Raw genomic sequence first — 18,008 nt, 5'->3', positions numbered from 1 at the left:
GAACTAGATGACGGAGTTGGCCGCGGCCAACCCAGGACCGAAGACATCATCGAATCATTTCGAGCCGCCGCTTTAGACAAGCTTGTCTCGCAAGACATTTCTGGCCAAAGCGACAAAATCGGTCGAGCATTCTACGTATGCGCAAGGCGGGCGCTCCGATGGGAAAACCGCTCAAGCCCGAAGTGGAGAAAGCACGTCGACAGAGTCCTTGCCGGGGCCCCGAGCGCCAGAGACGGGGTGTCCCAGCAGGGCAGGGGAGTTGGGCTCGCAGAACGGAACCGCTCTAAGTCTCTCCGGCTCCGGTAAGCGCTCGGCGCAATTGCTGACAAAGGCGCGCGCCAGACCCCGCCGCCGATGGCCATGTTGTGATATCAGCGTCGACAGTCCCTGACACAACGCCATTTGCGCTCATCGTAGCGCCAGCGACACGATCAGCAGACAAGCCAGCAGCAGACAGAGTCCTTGCCAGAACGCGAGAGGATTGCGCTCGTAAAGGGATTGTTTACGCAACGGCGCAGGCCCGCTCCGCGCCGCGCCATTCTCGATCTCGAAACCGAACTCCAGGACGTCGCCGAAGCGGTCGCGCGGATCGACTGCAATAGCTTTTCGAACCGCTAAATCGAGCCAAGCGGGAAGATCGGGCCTTTTTGCGCAAAGCGCCTGCGGCCGCCCGAAGCGCGGCTTACAAAAGGGTTCGACTTCGCCATAGGGATAGGCGCCAGTGAACATGCGGTAGATCGTGACGCCGGTCGCATAGAGATCGGAGCTTTCGTCGCCCACCGCGCCTTGAAACAGCTCTGGCGCCATGTAGCTCGGCGTGCCGGGAATGTCCTGGCTCGAGAAATCGTCCAGGCGCGGGGCGCGGCACACGCCGAGGTCGACGAGCTTCAGCCCGCCTTCCCGCAGGAGCATGACGTTATCTGGCTTCACATCGCGATGGATGACGCCAGAGCGATGCAAGGTCGCAACGGCCCGGGAAAGGCGCGTCGCAATCAATTGGCCCTCCGCCAGCCCGACGCTCGGCTTCCGCCGCAGGCGTTGCTCTAGCGTCTCGCCTTCGTAGAACGGCATGGCCGAATAAAGGCGGGTCTGCCGCCCCGGCGGCAGTTCGACGATTTCGCCGATAAAGGGGCTCCTCACCCGCGCAGCCACCCACGCCTCATTGACGAAGGCGAGCCTGTAGGTTTCGTCCTCGGCAACGCGGGGGTGAGGAAATTTCAGCGCCAAAGACCTGCCAGTTTGCAGGTCTGTCGCCCGCATCAACAGGCTATAACGTCCCTCGAAAAGAATCGATTCCAAGCGGAACCCGTCCAATGTTTCGCCGACCGCAGGCCACTCTCGAATAGGGAGAGCCTCGATAGCGCGCGATAAGGCGCGCTCATCCGCCGGAGGCAAATCGACGACGTCCAGAACAAGGGCGGTCGCATTATCGCTGCTTCCAGCGCGGAGCGCTGCTTCGACGATGGTCTCCGCGGTTTCTTGCGGCGAACGCCGCTCCCCAAGCATCCCGCGTAGAGCGCGATTGCGCAGCGACCCATGGACCCCGTCGGAGCAAATCAGGAAGCGATCATGCAAGGCGAGACTGATAGACGCCTGATCTAAGAGCAGCGCCTCCTCGAATCCCATCGCACGGCGCAGGGTGGCGAAATCGCCGCCCCCGACGATGTGATCTTGCGTCAGCAGCTCCAGACCGCCTGCGTTCAGGCGATAAACGCGCGTGTCGCCGACGTGAACCACGAAAGCGGCGCGGCGCGATAGGATAACCGCGCTGAAAGTCGTCGCCATCCCTTGAAGCGCCGGATCGACGCGCCCCTGAGCCGCAATCCAGGCGTTGGCGGCCTCGAGGGAACGCGCTGCGGCGCGAATGACTCCAATCGTTTCGGGTTGCGCGTAATAACCGTCCATAAAGGAGCGAACGGCGGTTTCAGCCGCCGCGCGTCCGCCCTTGTGGCCGCCGACGCCGTCAGCGACGGCGGCGACCACCCCCGGCAATGCCCCGGCGCCGCAAGGGCCGAAACAAACGCCGACATAGTCCTGGTTGTCCGGCCGCCGGCCTTTCTCACTGGCGAAGCCCGCTTCGACGCGAAGATCGTGATCATAGCGGGTCAGCACGAGTCGCCTCGAAATCAGCTAGATTCTCGCCCCAGACACCGCGCCCCACGTGGTGCGCCACCGGGTCTTCACGATAAACAAGCCGATGAGGCCGAGCAGCGCAAGAAGGCCGAAGAAAACAAAGCCCCCGCTGAAGCCGCCTGTGGCGCCTTTCGAAAAAGCCAGGGTTTTGGCCAGGAAAAAGCCGCCCAAGCCCCCCGCTGCGCCAACGAGACCCGTCATGGCGCCGATCTCCCGGCGGAACCTTTGCGGCAGCAACTGGAACACCGCGCCATTCCCCATGCCAAGGCAGAGCACGCCGATAGAGAACAAGCCGACCGCCGCGAAGGCGACCGGCGGAAGCTGCGTCAGATTCCAGCCCGCCGCGCCAGCCGCCGGGGCCGGCCCCGCAGGTAGAAGCGCGATGGCGAAGTAGCACAGCGAGACGGCCACAAAGAGAAAAGACAACGTCTTCACGCCGCCGATCCGATCGGCGATGTAGCCGCCAACGGGTCGGAAACCCGAGCCAAAGGCGACGATGATGGAGACCATCAGTCCGGCGGCGACGCCGGACGCGTGGTACTGCGCCGTGAAGTAAAGCGGCAGCGCAGAGGCGAGCCCGACAAAGCCGCCGAAAGTGATGAAGTAGAAGAACATGAACCATAGGCTGTCGGAGTCGCGCAATATCTTGCCGTAATCGGACAGGCTGATCGTCGCCTTCGCGCCCGGCGCGTCCTTCGCGGCGATTGCGTAAATCGCAAAGACGGCGAGCATCAAGACGAAAAGCACACCGTAAACCGTTCGCCAGCCATATGTCTCGGCGATCCACGGCGCGAACAACGCGTCCAGCACAACGCCCATATTTCCGGCGCCTGCGATGCCCATCACCAAGCCTTGGTATTGCGGCGGATACCAGCGACCCGCCTGGGGCAGGGCGACGGCGAAAGACGCCCCGGCGATGCCGAGCACAATCCCGAAGAGCGCGATCGCTGAAGGACCGGTTAGTCCGAGGACGCTGACGAGCGCAACAGCGAACATCACGATCGCTTGGGCGACGATCCCCGCCTTTTTCGAACCGATGCTATCGGCAATAAGCCCGAGCGGCACGCGGAAAAAGGCGCCGCCAAGAACCGGAATCGCGACAAGCGACAACTTGTCCTCGACAGGGATCTGCATGCCTTTGGTGATGTAGATCATCAGCGGACCGAGAGAGACCCAGGCCATGAAGCTGATGTCGAAATAAAGGAAGGCGGCAAGCAGCGTGGGCCAATGGCCAGCTTTTTTGAAGTCGTCGAGTTTCATGCGTGCTCCTCTTGGGGTGAATCCTCGGCCGGCGCCATCGCGCGCTTGGCCTGGCTGGTTTTTTCATTGATGAGGCGCTGAATCTCGGGGCGGCATGAGCCACACCCCGTCCCGGCGCGCGTCGCGCGTCCGATGGTTTCGACCGTTCGCGCGCGGCCGTCGATCGCCACCTCTATCTCTTTCGCGCCGACCCCGTGGCAGATGCAGACCGTGCGGCCGCAGTCGGCGTGCGACAGCGGTCGGGCTGCAAGAAGCGACATCAAGTCTTTTGGATCATGCGAGGCGAATTTCTCGCACAAAAACGCACGCGCCGCTTCGACGGGTTCTCGCGACACGATAAGCAAGCCCAGCGCCCGACCATGTTGATGGGCAAGGAAACGAAACGCCCCTCGTCCGAAATCCTCGACGCGGGCGATTGCGATTGCGCTGTCCGCGGTCACGCCAAAGAGTTCGCGGGCGTATTTTTCGAAGTCTTCCGGTTCGCTTAGGCCCGCGAGCTCCATACGCCAGCCAAAACCCGTTCGCGCCAGCGCCCAGTAGCCGGCGTCGACATTGCTTGGTTTGTTGCGCGTCAGCGCGAAGCCGAACCAGGCAGCCGGCCAAGGCTCGATGCCAACGAACGCGCCTTTCGAATTTGGCTGGCCGGAAATGGGATCCGTATTCGCGCCGACAAGCGCGTCGATGCGGCCGCAGCTCGAATTCTGCTGCGTCCAGTGGATCGGCGCAAAAAGCGACCCTCTCCTTTGGCGATCGGTGACAAGCGCGCGAAGAATCACCGAGCCATGCGCATTAGAAAGACGCGCCAGACTCGCCGGCAGAATATCGAGGGCTCGGGCGTCCGCCGGGTGAATTTCGACAAAGGGCTCGACGATGTGGCGCGACAGGCTTGGCGCGACGCCCGTTCGGGTCATGGTGTGCCACTGATCCCGGATACGGCCCGTGTTGAGCGTGAACAACCCCGCGCCGCGCTTCTTTGGCGGATGAAACGGCGTGGCGATAAGGCGCGCGCGACCATCCGGCGTGAAGAAGCCGCCGTTGGCGAAGAACCTTGGCGATCGTCTGTCTAGGAATGAGCCCTTGCGCCGCGGCCATTGGAAAGGGGAAAGGCTGTCATAGTCGCGTTGCGAAATATCGTCGTAGTCGGAGATGTCGAAATCCCGCGATCCGTTATTCAGATGACCCGAAAGACCGGCGTATTCCCGAAAAATGTCATGGGGCCCGCCGTAGTCGAAACCCCTTGAATAACCCATAAGCTTCGCAACACGGCAAATGCTCCACCAATCGGGCATGGTTTCGCCGGGAGCCTGACGCAGCGGCCTTTGACGCGAGATGCGCCGTTCCGAATTCGTGACCGTCCCATCTTTCTCTCCCCAGGCGCGTGCGGGCAGCAGGACATGCGCAAATTCGGATGTATCCGTGCGCTCTACGACATCGGAAACAACGACAAAGGGGCATGAGGCCAGCGCAGCCTTCACACTGTCGGCGTCGGGCAAGCTATCGGCTGGATTTGTCCCAATGATCCACAGCGCCTTGATCGTCCCGTCGGAAACGGCCTTGAAGAGATCAATGGCTTTGAGGCCGGGCTTGGTTGCGATAGTGGGCGAACGCCAATAACGCCGCACGATATCCTGGTGCCGCGGATCATGAAGCTCCATATGGCAGGCGAGCTGATTGGCGAGCCCGCCAACCTCGCGCCCGCCCATGGCGTTTGGTTGCCCCGTCACCGAAAAAGGCCCCGCGCCGGGCTTTCCGATACGCCCCGTCGCGAGATGGCAGTTCAGGATCGCATTGACCTTATCGGTTCCATGAATCGACTGATTTACTCCTTGTGAGTAGACCGTCACGACGCGCTCATTCTCAGCGTAAAGCTCGTAGAAGCGCTGCAGTGACGCCTCTTCAATCCCTGTCGCTTTCGCCACGGAAGCGATGTCCCATGAATCCGCGATGGCGAGCGCATCGTCGAACCCGTGGGTGTGAAGGGCCACGTAAGAGGCGTCGCATTTCCCGCTGCGATCGAGATGACGGAGCAAGCCAAGAAAAAGCGCGACGTCGGAGCCGGGCGCAATTGAAAGCTGGAGGTCGGAAATTTCGCTCGTCGCCGTGCGCCGGGGATCGACGTTGACGACCCGCATCTCGGGCCGTGCGGCCTTTGCGTTTTCGAGGCGCTGAAATAGCACCGGATGGCACCAGGCGAGGTTCGATCCGACTAGAACAACGAGGTCCGAAAGTTCGAGATCCTCATAAACATTCGGGACAATGTCTGCGCCGAAGGCGCGCTTGTGCCCGGCGACGGTCGACGCCATGCAGAGACGAGAATTAGTGTCGATATTTGCGGAGCCGATGTAACCTTTCATCAGCTTATTGGCGACGTAGTAATCTTCTGTGAGCATCTGTCCGGAGACATAGAAGGCGACAGAACTGGGGCCGTAGGTCTGTATCGCCTCCCGAAAGCGGCCGGCGACCATTGCAAGCGCCTCGCGCCAACTCGCGCGTTTGTCGAAAATTCGCGGATGAAGCAAACGCTCGTTTAGCGTCAACGTCTCGGCGAGGGTCGCGCCTTTGATGCAAAGCCGGCCGAAATTCGCCGGATGCTCTTCGTCTCCCAAAATACCGACTTCGCCGGAGGCGGAAACGGTCGCTTTGATGCCGCATCCGGTTCCGCAATAGGGGCAAGTCGTGCGAATGATTTTAGAAGACGCGCTCATTGTCGCTCCTTCATGGCGTAACGGCGACGGTCATTTCGAGATAGACGCGCCCCTTTTCGATCTTGACTGGAAAACTGCGCGCACAGCCGTGATCGGCTCCGGTGGCGGATCCGCTGTCGAGATCGATGATCCAGTTGTGGAGAGGGCAGGCAACCTTTCGGCCATGAATGATGCCCTCGCTCAAAGGGCCGCCCTTGTGGGGGCATCGATTCTCGAGGGCGAAAACCTCGTCTCCGGCGGTGCGGAAGATCGCTATGTTTCGTCGCGGCGTTTTGACGACACGCGCGCCGCGTTGAGGGATTTGCTCGAGCGGCCCAATGTCGAACCAGTTTGGTGAAAGATGAGTCATCGCGCGTCCTCACTCCGCCGCAAGTTGCGCAATGGGCGCAACGATCGCCAAGGGTGCGAATTCCTGCGCGTTGAAGCCCGCCGCGCGTTCCGCCCAAGGATCCTTGCGCACGGCGCGCTGTGAGACGAGGAAGCGTTCATAAAGCGCTTTGCGCGCTACATGATCTTCCATGATTATATGACGCACGCGCTCCAGGCCGGTTTTCTCGACCCATTTGTAAAGCCGGTCGAGATAGGCGGCCTCTTCTCGATAGAGCTGCAAGATCGCGGCGACATATTCGAGCGTTTCCTCTTCGGTCTCGACATGCCTAAGAAGGTCCGTTGCGCGCACATGCAGCCCGGCCGCCCCTGCAATATGAATATCGAACCCCGAATCCACGCAGATGACGCCAATGTCCTTCACCGTCGCCTCGGCGCAATTGCGCGGACAGCCAGATACGGCGAGTTTTACTTTGGCGGGCGTCCAGGAGCCGCACAACAGCCGCTCGAGCTTAACGCCGAGTCCCGTGGAATCCTGCGTGCCGAACCGGCACCATTCCTTGCCGACGCAGGTCTTCACCGTACGCAATCCCTTGGCGTAGGCATGGCCCGAGACGAGCCCGGCGCGATTGAGTTCCGCCCACACGGCAGGCAAATCTTCTTTTTTGACCCCGAGCAAATCGATACGCTGCCCGCCTGTGACTTTGACGGTCGGGATACTGAAGCGATCCGCAACATCTGCGATGGCGCGCAATTCATTCGGAGTCGTCAGCCCGCCCCACATGCGCGGGACGACAGAGAAGGTGCCATCCTTTTGAATGTTTGCGTGCACCCGCTCATTGACGAAGCGCGACTGCGCATCATCGCGGTAAGTCAGCGGATAGGCGCAAAGCAGATAGTAATTCAACGCTGGTCGGCAGGAAGGGCAGCCGCAGGAGGTCTTCCAGCCGAGTTCTTGCATAACAGCCGGCAGAGAGGTGAGGCTTCTGGAGACAATAAAGCCGCGCACTTCCTCGTGCGTGAGGTCCGTGCACTTGCACATGGCCTTACGCGTCGCGCCTTTGTATGTGTCTCCAAGCGCGCCGAGGATCAACGCTTCCACTTTGGATGTGCATTGCCCACAGGAGGCGGACGCCTTCGTTTGCGCCCGCACCTCGTCGAGAGACGCCAGGCCCTGTTCCGTGATCGCCGAAACGATCGCGGCTTTGCATACGCCGTTGCAGCCGCAGATCTCCGCATCATCCGGCAACACTGCAACGGCCGCCGTAGGGTCCAGCGGCGATCCTCCCTGATACGCCTGCCCAAAGATGAGCGTATCGCGCATCGCGGCGATGTCCGTCTCTTTTTTCAGGAGGTCGAATAACCACGGTCCGTCTTCGGTCTCGCCGTAAAGCACTGCGCCCTTGACGCGATTATCCCGAAGCACGATGCGCTTGTAGACGCCGCGCGATGGATCGCGCAGAACGATCTCATCATCGTCGTCTCCCAGCGTAAAATCGCCGGCGGAGAAAAGATCGATGCCCGATACTTTCAGTTTCGTAGAAACGACCGAACCCTGGTAGCGCGCCGCGCTATCGCCGCACAGCCGCGCCGCCACAACTTTGGCCATTTCGAAAAGAGGCGCCACGAGGCCGTAGCATTGGCCGCGATGCTCGACGCATTCGCCGACTGCATAAATATCAGGATCGCTGGTGAGCATTTCGTCATCGACCCTGACGCCGCGCTCAACCACGAGACCTGCCTCTTTGGCGAGACGCGCGTTGGGCCGAATCCCCACCGCCATCACGACCATGTCACAGCGAATGTCTCTGCCTCCGTCCAGCTTGACGGCTTCGACCTTCGAGCTGCCGAGGATCGCCTGAGTGTTCGTTCCGGTCAGAACCTCGATGCCGCGCTTCTCGATAGCTTTCTGCAACAGATAGCCCGCGGAGGGATCCAGTTGCCGCTCCATCAGCGTTGGCATCAAGTGAACGACGGTCACCGCCATGCCCTTTGACTTGAGCCCAGCCGCCGCCTCCAATCCTAACAACCCACCGCCGATGACAACCGCATGGCCGCCTTTTTCAGCCTGTCCCAGCATGGCGTCGACGTCGTCGAGGTCACGGAAGGTGACAACGCCGGGCAGATCGACGCCATGAACGGGGATGGCGATTGGCGCGGAACCGGTCGCGATGAGCAGTTTGTCGTAATGCTCGTTCCGGCCTGACGCCGTCGTCACGCGCTTTGCGTTTCGATCGATGGAGGCGACCGTCTCGCCCTTATGCAGCGCAACCCCATGGCGGGCATACCAGCTCTCGCCATGAATAATGATGTCCTCGTAGGCCTTCTCGCCGGCGAGAACCGGCGACAACATGATGCGGTTGTAATTGACGCGCGGCTCCGAGCCGTAAACGCTCACGTCGAATGCTCCCGATCGGCGCTCAAAAAGCTCTTCGAGCACGCGGCCGGCCGCCATTCCGTTGCCGACGACAACGAGCTTAGTTCTATTCGCTTGATGCGTGGTGACAGGCATATTCTCGACTTCTGTTGAGCGTCCTCGCGGTCCGTTCACACAGTCGATCGTCTTGTTTCTATGAAGCTTGGCAAGACGACCGCGTCGCCTTGGAATCTTTTGCAGGATTCCACGGCGGCGTCTGTGACCGAGCCCCTCGTTGGGCGCGGTTCCGGCGGACCGGAGGTCGTCGTTGACCAAAAACTCTCAAGCAGGAAGCGGGCCAAATACGCGCAACTTCCACAATGCGAGTCCATCTCGCGAGAAATCGCGGGCTCCCAGGCGAATGCGCCAACTTGCAAGCTTGTCGATTATTGTCTTTGGCGCTTACTTCAGGGGCGCCGCTAGCTCAAAACATAATTTGATTGCCTAGAAACTGGGCGCTCAAATTTTCGAGCCGATATCAAAGCCGTTCAAATAAGAATCGAGATCACGCTCGTCGAGATCAGGCCCCGCAAAAGCGCCGACGACGTCGGGAAGCGATGGGGACGAGACCTCCCGAACGCCAATAGCTGCGTCGTAAAGATCGGGGCGATAGACTGCTTTCGCAATCTCCACGAGCCCGGTAGAAAAGCGAGCCTGGCCCCAGCGGAGCATTTGCGCATAAATCCAAAGGGCATGGCGAGGATCGGGCCGGCAGGCGTTATTTTTTCCAAATATGAGATAATCTTCACATGCGCGCGCGCCGCCCCGCGAGTCGAGGTTTATTTGCCCCGCGAGCGTGCCTCGGATCGCGTCGTGACCAACGCCAATGCAATCCGGACGCGCCAACACGCTTACGACGTCGTCGCGGTTCATCGGATCATCGACATACGTCGCCGCCCGAGAGATCGCGCGCGCCAAAGCGGCCGCGACGTCTGGATCATCCGCCGCAGCGGCCTCGCGCATGGCCAAGACCTTCTCCGGCGCGCGGGAGAAGATTTCGCAACCAAAGTGAAGAATGATTCCGACGTCGGCATCGACGGCCAAGGAACTCCAGGGTGCGCCGACACAGAAGCCGTCGATCTGCGCTCTCGTTAAGCTTTCGACCATATAGGGCGGCGGAAGGACGACTAGTCGTACGTCCTCGTCCGGGTCGATTCCGCCTTCGGCCAGCCAATAGCGAAGTTCATAGTTGTGCATCGAGAAGGGAAACGTCATCCCGAATGTCAGAGGCTCGTCGCCGTGCTCCGCGCGTTTTTGAACGATCTTTCCGAGCGCCTTGGCGCTTACCGCGGGATCTGAGAGCCTGTCATCAGAAGCTTCTTGCAGCTCGAGAAATAGCTTGCGCGACAAAGTGATTGCGTTGCCGTTCATGGCGAGGCTGATGGGAGAGACGAGCGGCGCCTTTACATGTCCAAGGCCGAGGTTCGAAGCCACGGCCATCGGCGCAAGGAGATGAGCGGCGTCGAACAAGCCTATGGCCAATTTGTCACGAATATTGGACCATGACGCCTCCCGAACCAACTGGACGTCCAGACCTTCCTCCGCCGTAAATCCTTTGTCGACCGCTATGAGCAAAGTCGCCGCGTCGACGAGCGGGATGAAGCCAATCCGCACAATTTTCATTTCAGCAGCTCTCTCGCCATAATGATCGATCTGGCGATGTCGCCAATCTTCTTGTTTTCCCGCATCGCGGCGCTGCGCATCAGCCGATAAGCCTGGTCCTCGGAGATGTTCTTCGACTTCATCAATATGCCCTTCGCGCGGTCGACGTCTTTCCGCTGCTCGAGGTCGTCTTTCGCACGCTCGAGCTCGCTTTGAAGCTTGGAAAAGGCGTTGAACCGCGAGACGCAAAGGTCGAGTATGGATTTGATGCGCTCTTTCTTCAATCCGTCGACGATATAGGCGGACACGCCCGCATCCACGGATCTTTGTATCGAAACCGCGTCACTCTGGTCGACAAACATGGCGATGGGCCTGCGCACGGCGCGACTCACCTGAAACATCTGCTCCAGCGTGTCTCGAGACGGGTTTTCGAGGTCGATCAGAATCACATCCGGATCGATGGCGTAGATGCGCGCGAGAAGATTGTTCATCTCGCCTATCCGCTGGACCTGCCCAAGCCCCGCCTCTCGCAAGCCCTCTTCGAGGATGACTGCGCGGATCGGGTTTTCGTCGACGATAACGATTTTCACGGCCCTGTATCCGCAGGAATTGGGTTTGCGCCCATTTACATTAAGCGCGATGGCTGGAGAAGCGCCAGCAGGCGCCTTTGGCTTCGCCAGTTTCTGCTGCGGCGCGAGGCCCTAGATCTTGAAGCGCAGCGCCAGCCCCGCTTGCCACGCTTTCGATAGCTGAGGGCCGTTTAGATTCTGATAGACCGGCAACCCGGCTTCGATTGCAAGAAGGACATTTTCATACCCCACCAATTTGCCGCTGATCGTCGCGCCGCCAAAGAGCTCCACGCGCTGGCCGCCATAGAAATTCGGATTCGCCGCCTGCGCCTTTCCAGCGATGTTCCAGTCGAAGCCTCGGATTGGGCCTTCGAGGCTGCCTGTCACGCGAAAAGTCGTCGTCAAGCCGGGGATCCAGCTATATCCGCCCCACCCGGTAAATTCATGGAGATCGCCCCACCGATAGCCTTCCGGATTTGCGGCCAGCGGAAAACGCCCGCGATAAGACAGGCCCCAGGACCAATTATTCAGTTGGCCGGCGTAAACGACGCCGGGCATTGCGTCGAATGTCCCCGTCCCGATCTGCATTGCATAAAAGGCGCGCGTCGTTGCGTAGGTTCCGTTCGGTTGCAACAAGGTAAATGTGTTGTGGTTGCTCCCGGTCGGGAACGACATGCCGACATTGACCTGCACGCGATTGATGGGATCTTCATAAACGCGCCAGATCGCTGAGGCCGTTGTATCCGATATGCTGTCGGTTCCCGTGTAGCTCATGCCGAGTGGCGTAATCCCGCTCAGTCCCTTGAAGGTGAGAAAACTGAGATTTTTTTCAGTCATGCCCGTCGCGACAACGATCGAGAGAACTTTCGTCACGCCATAGGCCAATTGGACGGTCTGAACCGCTTGAAGAGCGCTTTGCGGCACGCCGCGCAATTTTTGCCGCGGGTCGAAAAACCAAGGCGTCGTCGCGACAATCTCCTGCGAGGAGACAGGGCGCGCGCCTTCGAGCGACGTCGATCGTCCGAGGAACTGCGGGACGATCGACAAAACCAGCTTACCGGCTGGCGGCATGTCGGCGCCGAAGACCCCGAGCGGCGCGGGCGCCAAGGGTTGCGGCGGCAAGGGTTGCGGCGGCGGGGTCACCTCGCTTTTTGGCGCGCCATCCGCCCAGGCGCCAGACGCGGCGAGGCAGAGCATAAAAATGGCGCCGCCGATTCTGCTCATCGTTCTCTCACTCATATCTCCCCCTCGCTCCTTCAGCTCGACGCGCGCGAAAGAGCGGCTCGCTGAAAACAAAAAAACGCCGCTGCCCAGAACCGCCGCACGGTTGCGGCAAGTTCTGGAGCAGCGGCGTTGCTGCGTGACCCATCATTGGGAGCTGGCGCCAAAGTCGGCGCATCTGGCGTGGGAGAATGCAAAGGGCGCGCCAAATGAAGACAGGGACGCGTTATCCCATGGCGCTAACTGATTGCGGGGCAACGCTGATCTTGCCCAGTTTAAGGCTGAATATTTTGGAGGCGGCCATGTCTGCAAACTAAGCAAACAGCACACCGGTCGCACTAATATGAGGCGGATTGAACAGTGCAGAACCTCTGTGCCCGCGGAGCGTCGGCCGAAGCGCGGCGCCGACCGAGGAAGGTCGCAGCTCTTCACGCGCCCGACCAAGCGTCGCTGTCGGAACTCGATGAACTGGGAATTGTTGAGATATGTGCTGCGTTCGGAGGACGCAGGGGTTCGCTGCGGGAGGCCCACATGTTCCGTCACGCGCTTTCCTCGATTGCGCCGATCGCGTTTGTTGTAGCGACGTCCTGCGCGACGGCCGATCCTTTACCGCCCGACGCGACCTATCGGCCGTTGCCGACCCAGCCTTTCGATGCAGTGAGGGCCGAGGACGAAGCGCAAAAGCCGGGCGTTATGCAGCGGCAGCAATCGCTGATGCAAGAGCGCTACGACCTGTCGGACCGCGCTCAGCCGGGCGCGATGATGTCCGGCGGGCGCAAGCCGGTGCAGGGCGCCGTTCGCGTCAGATTGCCGCAAGGCGTCTCCTGGGACAGCCTCGCGTCGATGACCCCCGACGACATCCGCAAGAAAGGTTTATTGCCCGCGGGCTTCATGCCGCTTCCGCACGTCAAGCAGGCGACGGGCGGCCAGGTCATTCCAAAGCAACAGATCGACGAGATCAATCGGCAAGAGGGGCGCGACCTGAAGCGATTCGACGTGGATTTCGATTTGCCCGCGCATTTAACGCCGGAATTTCCCCCGCCGATTTTTCTGACCACCCACCCCGAACTCGGCGACGTATCTCGCGGACAGCTCCTGACCATCAAGAACCATTATTCCATGATGGTCGGGTTCCTGACGCCGGTGCAGCTCGAAGGATTGCGCCTCCTGCTGACGCCATTCCCGCAGGAGGAATTCAACCAAACGGAAGATCGCAAGGTCGCCGAGCAATCGCTCGGCATCAGTTGCCTCGATTGCCATTCAAATTTTCACACCAACGCCGCTTTTCACCTCACCCCCGACGTTCGCCCCCAGGCGTCGCGGTTCCGTCTCGATACGGTCAGTCTTCGCGGCATGTTCAATCAGCAAATCCACGGGTCCAAGCGCTCGCTGCGGTCCGTGGAGGATTTCACCGAATTCGAGCAGCGCACCGCCTATTTCAATGGCGATCATGTCAGCGCGCAGCGTAAGGGCGTCCACCTTCCCAACCGGCCCGATCAAGTCGCGATGATGGCGCAAATGCAGAACATCATCGATTTCCCGCCGGCTCCGAAACTCGACCCGACAGGCAGGCTCGATCCCGCAAAGGCGACGCAGCAGGAGCTTTCGGGCGAGAAACTCTTCCTCGGCAAAGGGCGTTGCGCCGAGTGTCACATCCCTCAGACGTCTTTCCTCGACAACAATATGCATGATCTGAAGCTCGAACGGTTCTACGAGATCGGGCAGACGATCAACGGGCTGGTGGCGCTGCCCGACGGGCCGATCAAGACCTTCACCTTGCGGGGGATAAAGGATACGCCGCCCTATCTGCACGACGGCCGTCTGCTGACGCTCGCCGATACGGTTGAATTCTTCAACCTCGTGTTGGGCGTGAAGCTCACGCAGGAAGAGAAGGACGCGCTCGTCGCCTATATGCTGACGCTGTAGCGATAGAGACGCGAGAATTCCGAAAGGGCCTCAGCATGCACATATGCTATTTACCGTTCATTCTCGTCGCTTTGGCTTGGCCGGCTCTCGCGCAAGCGCCAGACAGGCGGACAGGCGCAGGAAATCCCGCCTTGGCGCCGCCGCCCAGTGCGAAAGGAAACGCAATAGCGACGCGCGAAGCCAGCTCGTTCAACGACGCGGACAGGTTTTTCCTGCGCGCGGCGGCGACGAACCGCATGGCCGGAGCTGAAGTCGCGCAGCTCGGCGGACAAAAACGCGCGGACGCTGCGGTCGCGCAATTCAGCGAGCGTATGACGAAAGATCACGCAGCGTTGGGCGAGCGGCTCGCCGCCATTGCGAGGGACGCCGGCGTGTCTGCGCCTGCGGCTCTCGACAAGGAGCGCGCCGCTTATGCTGGACGAGTTGCGGAGCGCGAGCGGTCCTGACTTCGACAGGCGCTTCTGGACGTATCAGCTCGCCGAACATCAAAAGGCTGCGCAGCTTTTGTCCTATGAGATCGGGTCCGGTCTGAACCCGGCGCTCAAGGGCCTCGCTTCAGAGGTCTTGCCGACCGTTATGCAGCATCTGCGTCAGATCCAGACATATGCGGCTGCGGCGGCGGTGGGAACGGGCTCGCAATAGCGCTGAACAGGAAAAATCAGGTCCCGACGTCTCGCTTGGCCCGCGAGTCTTCTGTCTCTTCTCCCACCTTGAAGGGCGTGATGAGCTTCAGCGTCACGAAGGTCAAGGTCGCGATGGCGACCGCAACGTCGTAGCTTCCGAGTGCGACGGCGACTCCGACCGCGCCCGTCGCCCAAAGGCTTGCAGCCGTCGCCGTCCCATGAACCGAGGCGCCAGTCTTGAGGATCGCGCCGCCGCCGATGAAGCCGATGCCGGTGACGACTCCCTCGACGATGCGCGCAACCCCTTCGGGCGAATTCACGAGGATCGAGTCCGCGGCCAGAATGATGCCACAAGACGCGATCGCCACGAGCGGGAAGGTTCTCAGCCCAGCGCTGCGGTCTTCCTTTTCCCGATCCCATCCGATCGGCAGGGCGAGGACATAGGCCGCGCCGAGCGCGGCGAGATGCGGAAGGATCTGGAAGCGGTCCACTGCTGCATTCCTCGCGTCGCGCTCAGGTCGCATTCGCCGGGCGCCAAGCCTTTTCTTCGAAGAGCCGGTGCACGACGTCCCAGTCGAGATGGAGGCGGCCGCCCGCCGCTTCGAAATTCTCGCCCCAGTCCATGAGCATCGTCAGGCAGGCGTGGTCGATATAAGTGAGTCCGCTCAGATGAATATGCGCGTCATAGCCCGCCGGAATCTTCTCGAAGACGCCCGCGAACCTCGGCAGACGGATAAAGGTCGCGGCGCCGTCGAGAAACACATGCGCGACGCGTGAAGCTTCGTCCTTTTCGACTCGAATGTCGAGATGAGAGAAAGTGTAGACGAGCCTCGCCAGCGATACGCCGATGCCGAGCAATATGCCTGTCAGAAGATCGAATCCAACGACGCCCGCGAAAGTGACGCCGAAGACGAGCGCCTCGATGCGATCCTGTCTCCAGAGATCCGTAGCGAAGTCCACCTTCACGAGCTTCACGCCGGTGTAAACGAGAATGGCGGCGAGGGCGGCGATTGGAATCATGCTGAGCAGTTGCGGCAGCAGCAGCACGAAGAGCAGCATCCAGGCCCCATGGAGGAAAGCCGAAAGGCGCGTGCGCCCGCCCGCCATGATGTTGGCGGATGTGCGCACGATAACGCCGGTCAGCGGCAAGACGTTCAAGAAGCCGCACAGAATATTGCCTGTCCCCTGCGCGACGAGCTCACGGCTGTAACGCGTGCGCTCGGCATGGCGCTGGAGTGAATCTGCCGCCGTGGCGGTGAGCAGCGATTCGGCGCTGGCGACGAAGGCGAGTGACAGACCGGCGAGCCAGACGCCAATGTCGCGCAAGGCGTCGAGATCGGCGAGGCTCGGCGCACGCGCCGCGTCGAGCAGGCTCTCCGGCACGGGCACGCGCCTCATGTCGAGATCGAATATGGCCGCAGCCGCGGTGGCGGCGACGACGCCGAGCAGCGCCGCCGGCACGAGCCTCAGCGCTTTCGGCGCGAGAACAGACCATAAGGCGACGATCGTGATCGTCAGAAGGCCGATAATCGCGGCGGGTCGATGCTCAGCTACGGTAATCCCTTTGAACACCGCTTCGGGGATGAACCACAGATTGATCACGCCGCCGAATTCCTGGCCCGTGCCCGGCGGCGCGTCGTCGACCATGACGTGAAATTGCGAGGCGAAAATCAGCACGCCGATGCCCGCGAGCATCCCTTGAATGAGCGCCGGGGACACGGCGCGAAACACGGGACCCAGCCGGAAAAGCCCGGCAAGAACCTGGATCGATCCGCCGATCGCAACAATGATCCCGAGCGCTTCGAAGCCGAATTTCTGAATGAATGCGGCGACCATAACGGTCAAGCCCGCGGCGGGGCCGCTCACTTGCAAGGGGCTGCCGGACAGCGGCCCAACAACCAGGCCGCCGACGATCGCCGTCACCAGACCCACCGGCGCAGCCTTTTCCATGGGCACGCCGGAGGCAATTGCGATGCCCATTGAAAGCGGCAGCGCCACCAGAAAGACGACGATGGAGGCGAAAAGATCGTGTCCGAATGTTCGCGCAAGCGGCGCCTTCAGTGACTCCATCAGCGTCTTCTCCTCGAATGTTTCCGAGGAGAAATAATGGGAGCGCCTCGTTCTACCAGCCCAGCGGCGCCGAAAGCGCGGGCCGCTTGCTTGAATTCACTCCGAAGGCCGTCATCTTTTTAGGAACCCCGGTAAGGAGAAGGCGATGCAGCGGCTTGTCGAGGGTCTCCATCATTTCCAGAGTGAAATCTTTGGCTCGCAGCGCGCGCTGTTCGAGCGCCTGGCGCTTGGCCAGAGGCCCGAAACCATGTTCATCACCTGCGCGGATTCGCGCATCGATCCCAATCTTCTCACCCAGACAGCGCCAGGCGAGCTTTTTATCATGCGCAACGCCGGCAATTTCGTGCCGCCCTATAATCCTCACAGCGGCGAGGCGGCGACGATCGAGTTCGCAGTAGCGGCGATCGGCGTGCGAGACATCGTCGTCTGCGGCCATTCCCATTGCGGCGCCGTGGAGGCGATCCTCGATCCGCCGCCGCCTGCGCGATTCCCCGCGCTCACGAATTGGCTTGCCAACGCCGAGTCGACGCGGCGGATCCTGCGCGACAAATATCCAGAAGCCGATCCGACGCGCCTGCTCAACGTCGCCGTTCAGGAAAACGTGCTGATGCAGCTCGAGAATCTGCGCACACATCCGGTCGTCGCCTCCGGCCTTGCGCAGGGTAATCTCAATCTGCACGGCTGGGTCTACAAGATCGAGACGGGCGAGGTCTTCGGCTACGATCCGCAAGCCCGTCAGTTCGGGCCGCTCACCTTGCACCGAGACGGGGAGGGCGCCGCGCCGCCCGCCGCGCGCAGCGTCTAGCGCGCTTTCCGCCCGCATGGAATCATCGGCAGACAAGGGCAGAGGAGAGAGGATCGTTAGAATGAAGGCGGGTCTTCTCGCGGCTGCCCTTTTCGCTCTCTGGGCGTCTCCGGCGTTCGCCGTCGAGAAAAGGCATCATTATGGTCACTTGCCGATCCATGTGCGTGGGACGCTGCAGGGCTGGCAGACGCATGAAGATGTTTTCTACGCTCGCGCGGGTCAGCGCATTCTGATCAAAACCCATTCGGCGCGCATGAAATGGCTCGTCATCTCCGTGACGCCGCTTTCCACCAATACGCCGATCTTCAAATCGGGCGAGACCCAAGGCGCCAGCCAGGAAGTCACAGCGCC

The 18,008-nt window shown here is 61.0% G+C and carries 15 protein-coding genes; 4 read left to right on the top strand and 11 right to left on the bottom strand.

All coding sequences use genetic code 11. The features are described 5' to 3' along the window. Positions 1-408 precede the first annotated feature (408 nt). The 8 genes from QNA11_RS18990 to QNA11_RS18955 all read right to left on the bottom strand — a co-directional run bounded on the left by QNA11_RS18990 (position 409) and on the right by QNA11_RS18955 (position 12,236). A complete protein-coding gene (locus QNA11_RS18990; RefSeq protein WP_283484346.1) occupies positions 409-2,112 on the bottom strand; it encodes a bifunctional protein-serine/threonine kinase/phosphatase in 1,704 nt (567 codons plus the stop codon). Between the two features lie 18 nt (positions 2,113-2,130). Continuing rightward, complete coding sequence (locus tag QNA11_RS18985; RefSeq protein ID WP_283484345.1) at positions 2,131-3,393, bottom strand: MFS transporter; 1,263 nt, start codon at positions 3,391-3,393, stop codon at positions 2,131-2,133. Next, a complete protein-coding gene (locus tag QNA11_RS18980) occupies positions 3,390-6,098 on the bottom strand; it encodes a nitrate reductase (protein ID WP_283484344.1) in 2,709 nt (902 codons plus the stop codon). The genes QNA11_RS18985 and QNA11_RS18980 overlap by 4 nt, the downstream gene beginning before the upstream one ends. Before the next feature lie 10 nt (positions 6,099-6,108). Next, a complete protein-coding gene (gene nirD, locus QNA11_RS18975) occupies positions 6,109-6,447 on the bottom strand; it encodes a nitrite reductase small subunit NirD (RefSeq protein WP_283484343.1) in 339 nt (112 codons plus the stop codon). 9 nt (positions 6,448-6,456) lie between these two features. After that, complete coding sequence (nirB, locus tag QNA11_RS18970) at positions 6,457-8,937, bottom strand: nitrite reductase large subunit NirB (protein ID WP_283484342.1); 2,481 nt, start codon at positions 8,935-8,937, stop codon at positions 6,457-6,459. 363 nt (positions 8,938-9,300) lie between these two features. Further along, positions 9,301-10,464 (bottom strand): CmpA/NrtA family ABC transporter substrate-binding protein, encoded by a 1,164-nt coding sequence (locus QNA11_RS18965; protein WP_283484341.1) that lies wholly within the window; start codon positions 10,462-10,464, stop codon positions 9,301-9,303. Then, positions 10,461-11,033: an ANTAR domain-containing response regulator gene (locus QNA11_RS18960; RefSeq protein ID WP_281932371.1), complete on the bottom strand. Its 573-nt coding sequence runs from the start codon at positions 11,031-11,033 to the stop codon at positions 10,461-10,463. The genes QNA11_RS18965 and QNA11_RS18960 overlap by 4 nt, the downstream gene beginning before the upstream one ends. Before the next feature lie 111 nt (positions 11,034-11,144). Next, the gene (locus QNA11_RS18955) at positions 11,145-12,236 is read right to left on the bottom strand and encodes an alpha-amylase (protein ID WP_283484340.1); all 1,092 of its coding nucleotides are present in this window, start codon (positions 12,234-12,236) and stop codon (positions 11,145-11,147) included. Between the two features lie 528 nt (positions 12,237-12,764). Between QNA11_RS18955 and QNA11_RS18950 the strand changes: the two genes are divergently transcribed. From QNA11_RS18950 to QNA11_RS18940, 3 genes are read left to right on the top strand one after another with little or no spacing between them, the layout of a single operon-like run. Further along, positions 12,765-14,159: a cytochrome B6 gene (locus tag QNA11_RS18950; RefSeq protein ID WP_283484339.1), complete on the top strand. Its 1,395-nt coding sequence runs from the start codon at positions 12,765-12,767 to the stop codon at positions 14,157-14,159. Positions 14,160-14,194: 35 nt separating this feature from the next. Then, entirely contained in the window at positions 14,195-14,605 is a 411-nt protein-coding gene (locus tag QNA11_RS20800; protein WP_502867573.1) for a DUF4142 domain-containing protein, read from the top strand. Then, entirely contained in the window at positions 14,571-14,801 is a 231-nt protein-coding gene (locus QNA11_RS18940) for a DUF4142 domain-containing protein (RefSeq protein WP_283484337.1), read from the top strand. Before QNA11_RS20800 ends, QNA11_RS18940 begins: the two co-directional genes overlap by 35 nt. Positions 14,802-14,817: 16 nt before the next feature. Here QNA11_RS18940 and QNA11_RS18935 read toward each other — a convergent pair whose 3' ends face one another. Beyond that, complete coding sequence (locus QNA11_RS18935; protein WP_283484336.1) at positions 14,818-15,273, bottom strand: MgtC/SapB family protein; 456 nt, start codon at positions 15,271-15,273, stop codon at positions 14,818-14,820. Positions 15,274-15,295: 22 nt separating this feature from the next. Then, a complete protein-coding gene (locus QNA11_RS18930; RefSeq protein ID WP_283484335.1) occupies positions 15,296-16,852 on the bottom strand; it encodes a SulP family inorganic anion transporter in 1,557 nt (518 codons plus the stop codon). Positions 16,853-16,997: 145 nt separating this feature from the next. Between QNA11_RS18930 and QNA11_RS18925 the strand changes: the two genes are divergently transcribed. Further along, positions 16,998-17,657, top strand: coding sequence for a carbonic anhydrase (locus QNA11_RS18925; protein ID WP_202073129.1), 660 nt, complete (start codon positions 16,998-17,000; stop codon positions 17,655-17,657). 219 nt (positions 17,658-17,876) lie between these two features. Here the strand turns inward: QNA11_RS18925 and QNA11_RS20795 are convergent, their stop codons facing one another. Then, positions 17,877-18,002, bottom strand: a complete 126-nt coding sequence (locus QNA11_RS20795; protein WP_502867572.1) for a hypothetical protein — start codon at positions 18,000-18,002, stop codon at positions 17,877-17,879. Positions 18,003-18,008 lie beyond the last annotated feature (6 nt).

The organism is Methylocystis sp. JR02, assembly GCF_030063565.1.
GTDB lineage: Bacteria > Pseudomonadota > Alphaproteobacteria > Rhizobiales > Beijerinckiaceae > Methylocystis > Methylocystis iwaonis.
Note: the sequence above shows the minus strand (reverse complement) of the source record. Positions and strands in the feature narration are given on the sequence as shown.

What these genes read in the sequence shown, in the direction of transcription:
- QNA11_RS18985 (WP_283484345.1), bottom strand. Translation starts at nt 3,393, where the DNA reads ATGAAACTCGACGACTTCAAAAAAGCTGGCCATTGGCCCACGCTGCTT.
- QNA11_RS18980 (WP_283484344.1), bottom strand. Translation starts at nt 6,098, where the DNA reads ATGAGCGCGTCTTCTAAAATCATTCGCACGACTTGCCCCTATTGCGGA.
- nirD (WP_283484343.1), bottom strand. Translation starts at nt 6,447, where the DNA reads ATGACTCATCTTTCACCAAACTGGTTCGACATTGGGCCGCTCGAGCAA.
- nirB (WP_283484342.1), bottom strand. Translation starts at nt 8,937, where the DNA reads ATGCCTGTCACCACGCATCAAGCGAATAGAACTAAGCTCGTTGTCGTC.
- QNA11_RS18965 (WP_283484341.1), bottom strand. Translation starts at nt 10,464, where the DNA reads ATGAAAATTGTGCGGATTGGCTTCATCCCGCTCGTCGACGCGGCGACT.
- QNA11_RS18955 (WP_283484340.1), bottom strand. Translation starts at nt 12,236, where the DNA reads ATGAGCAGAATCGGCGGCGCCATTTTTATGCTCTGCCTCGCCGCGTCT.
- QNA11_RS18950 (WP_283484339.1), top strand. Translation starts at nt 12,765, where the DNA reads ATGTTCCGTCACGCGCTTTCCTCGATTGCGCCGATCGCGTTTGTTGTA.
- QNA11_RS20800 (WP_502867573.1), top strand. Translation starts at nt 14,195, where the DNA reads ATGCACATATGCTATTTACCGTTCATTCTCGTCGCTTTGGCTTGGCCG.
- QNA11_RS18940 (WP_283484337.1), top strand. Translation starts at nt 14,571, where the DNA reads ATGCTGGACGAGTTGCGGAGCGCGAGCGGTCCTGACTTCGACAGGCGC.
- QNA11_RS18930 (WP_283484335.1), bottom strand. Translation starts at nt 16,852, where the DNA reads ATGGAGTCACTGAAGGCGCCGCTTGCGCGAACATTCGGACACGATCTT.
- QNA11_RS18925 (WP_202073129.1), top strand. Translation starts at nt 16,998, where the DNA reads ATGCAGCGGCTTGTCGAGGGTCTCCATCATTTCCAGAGTGAAATCTTT.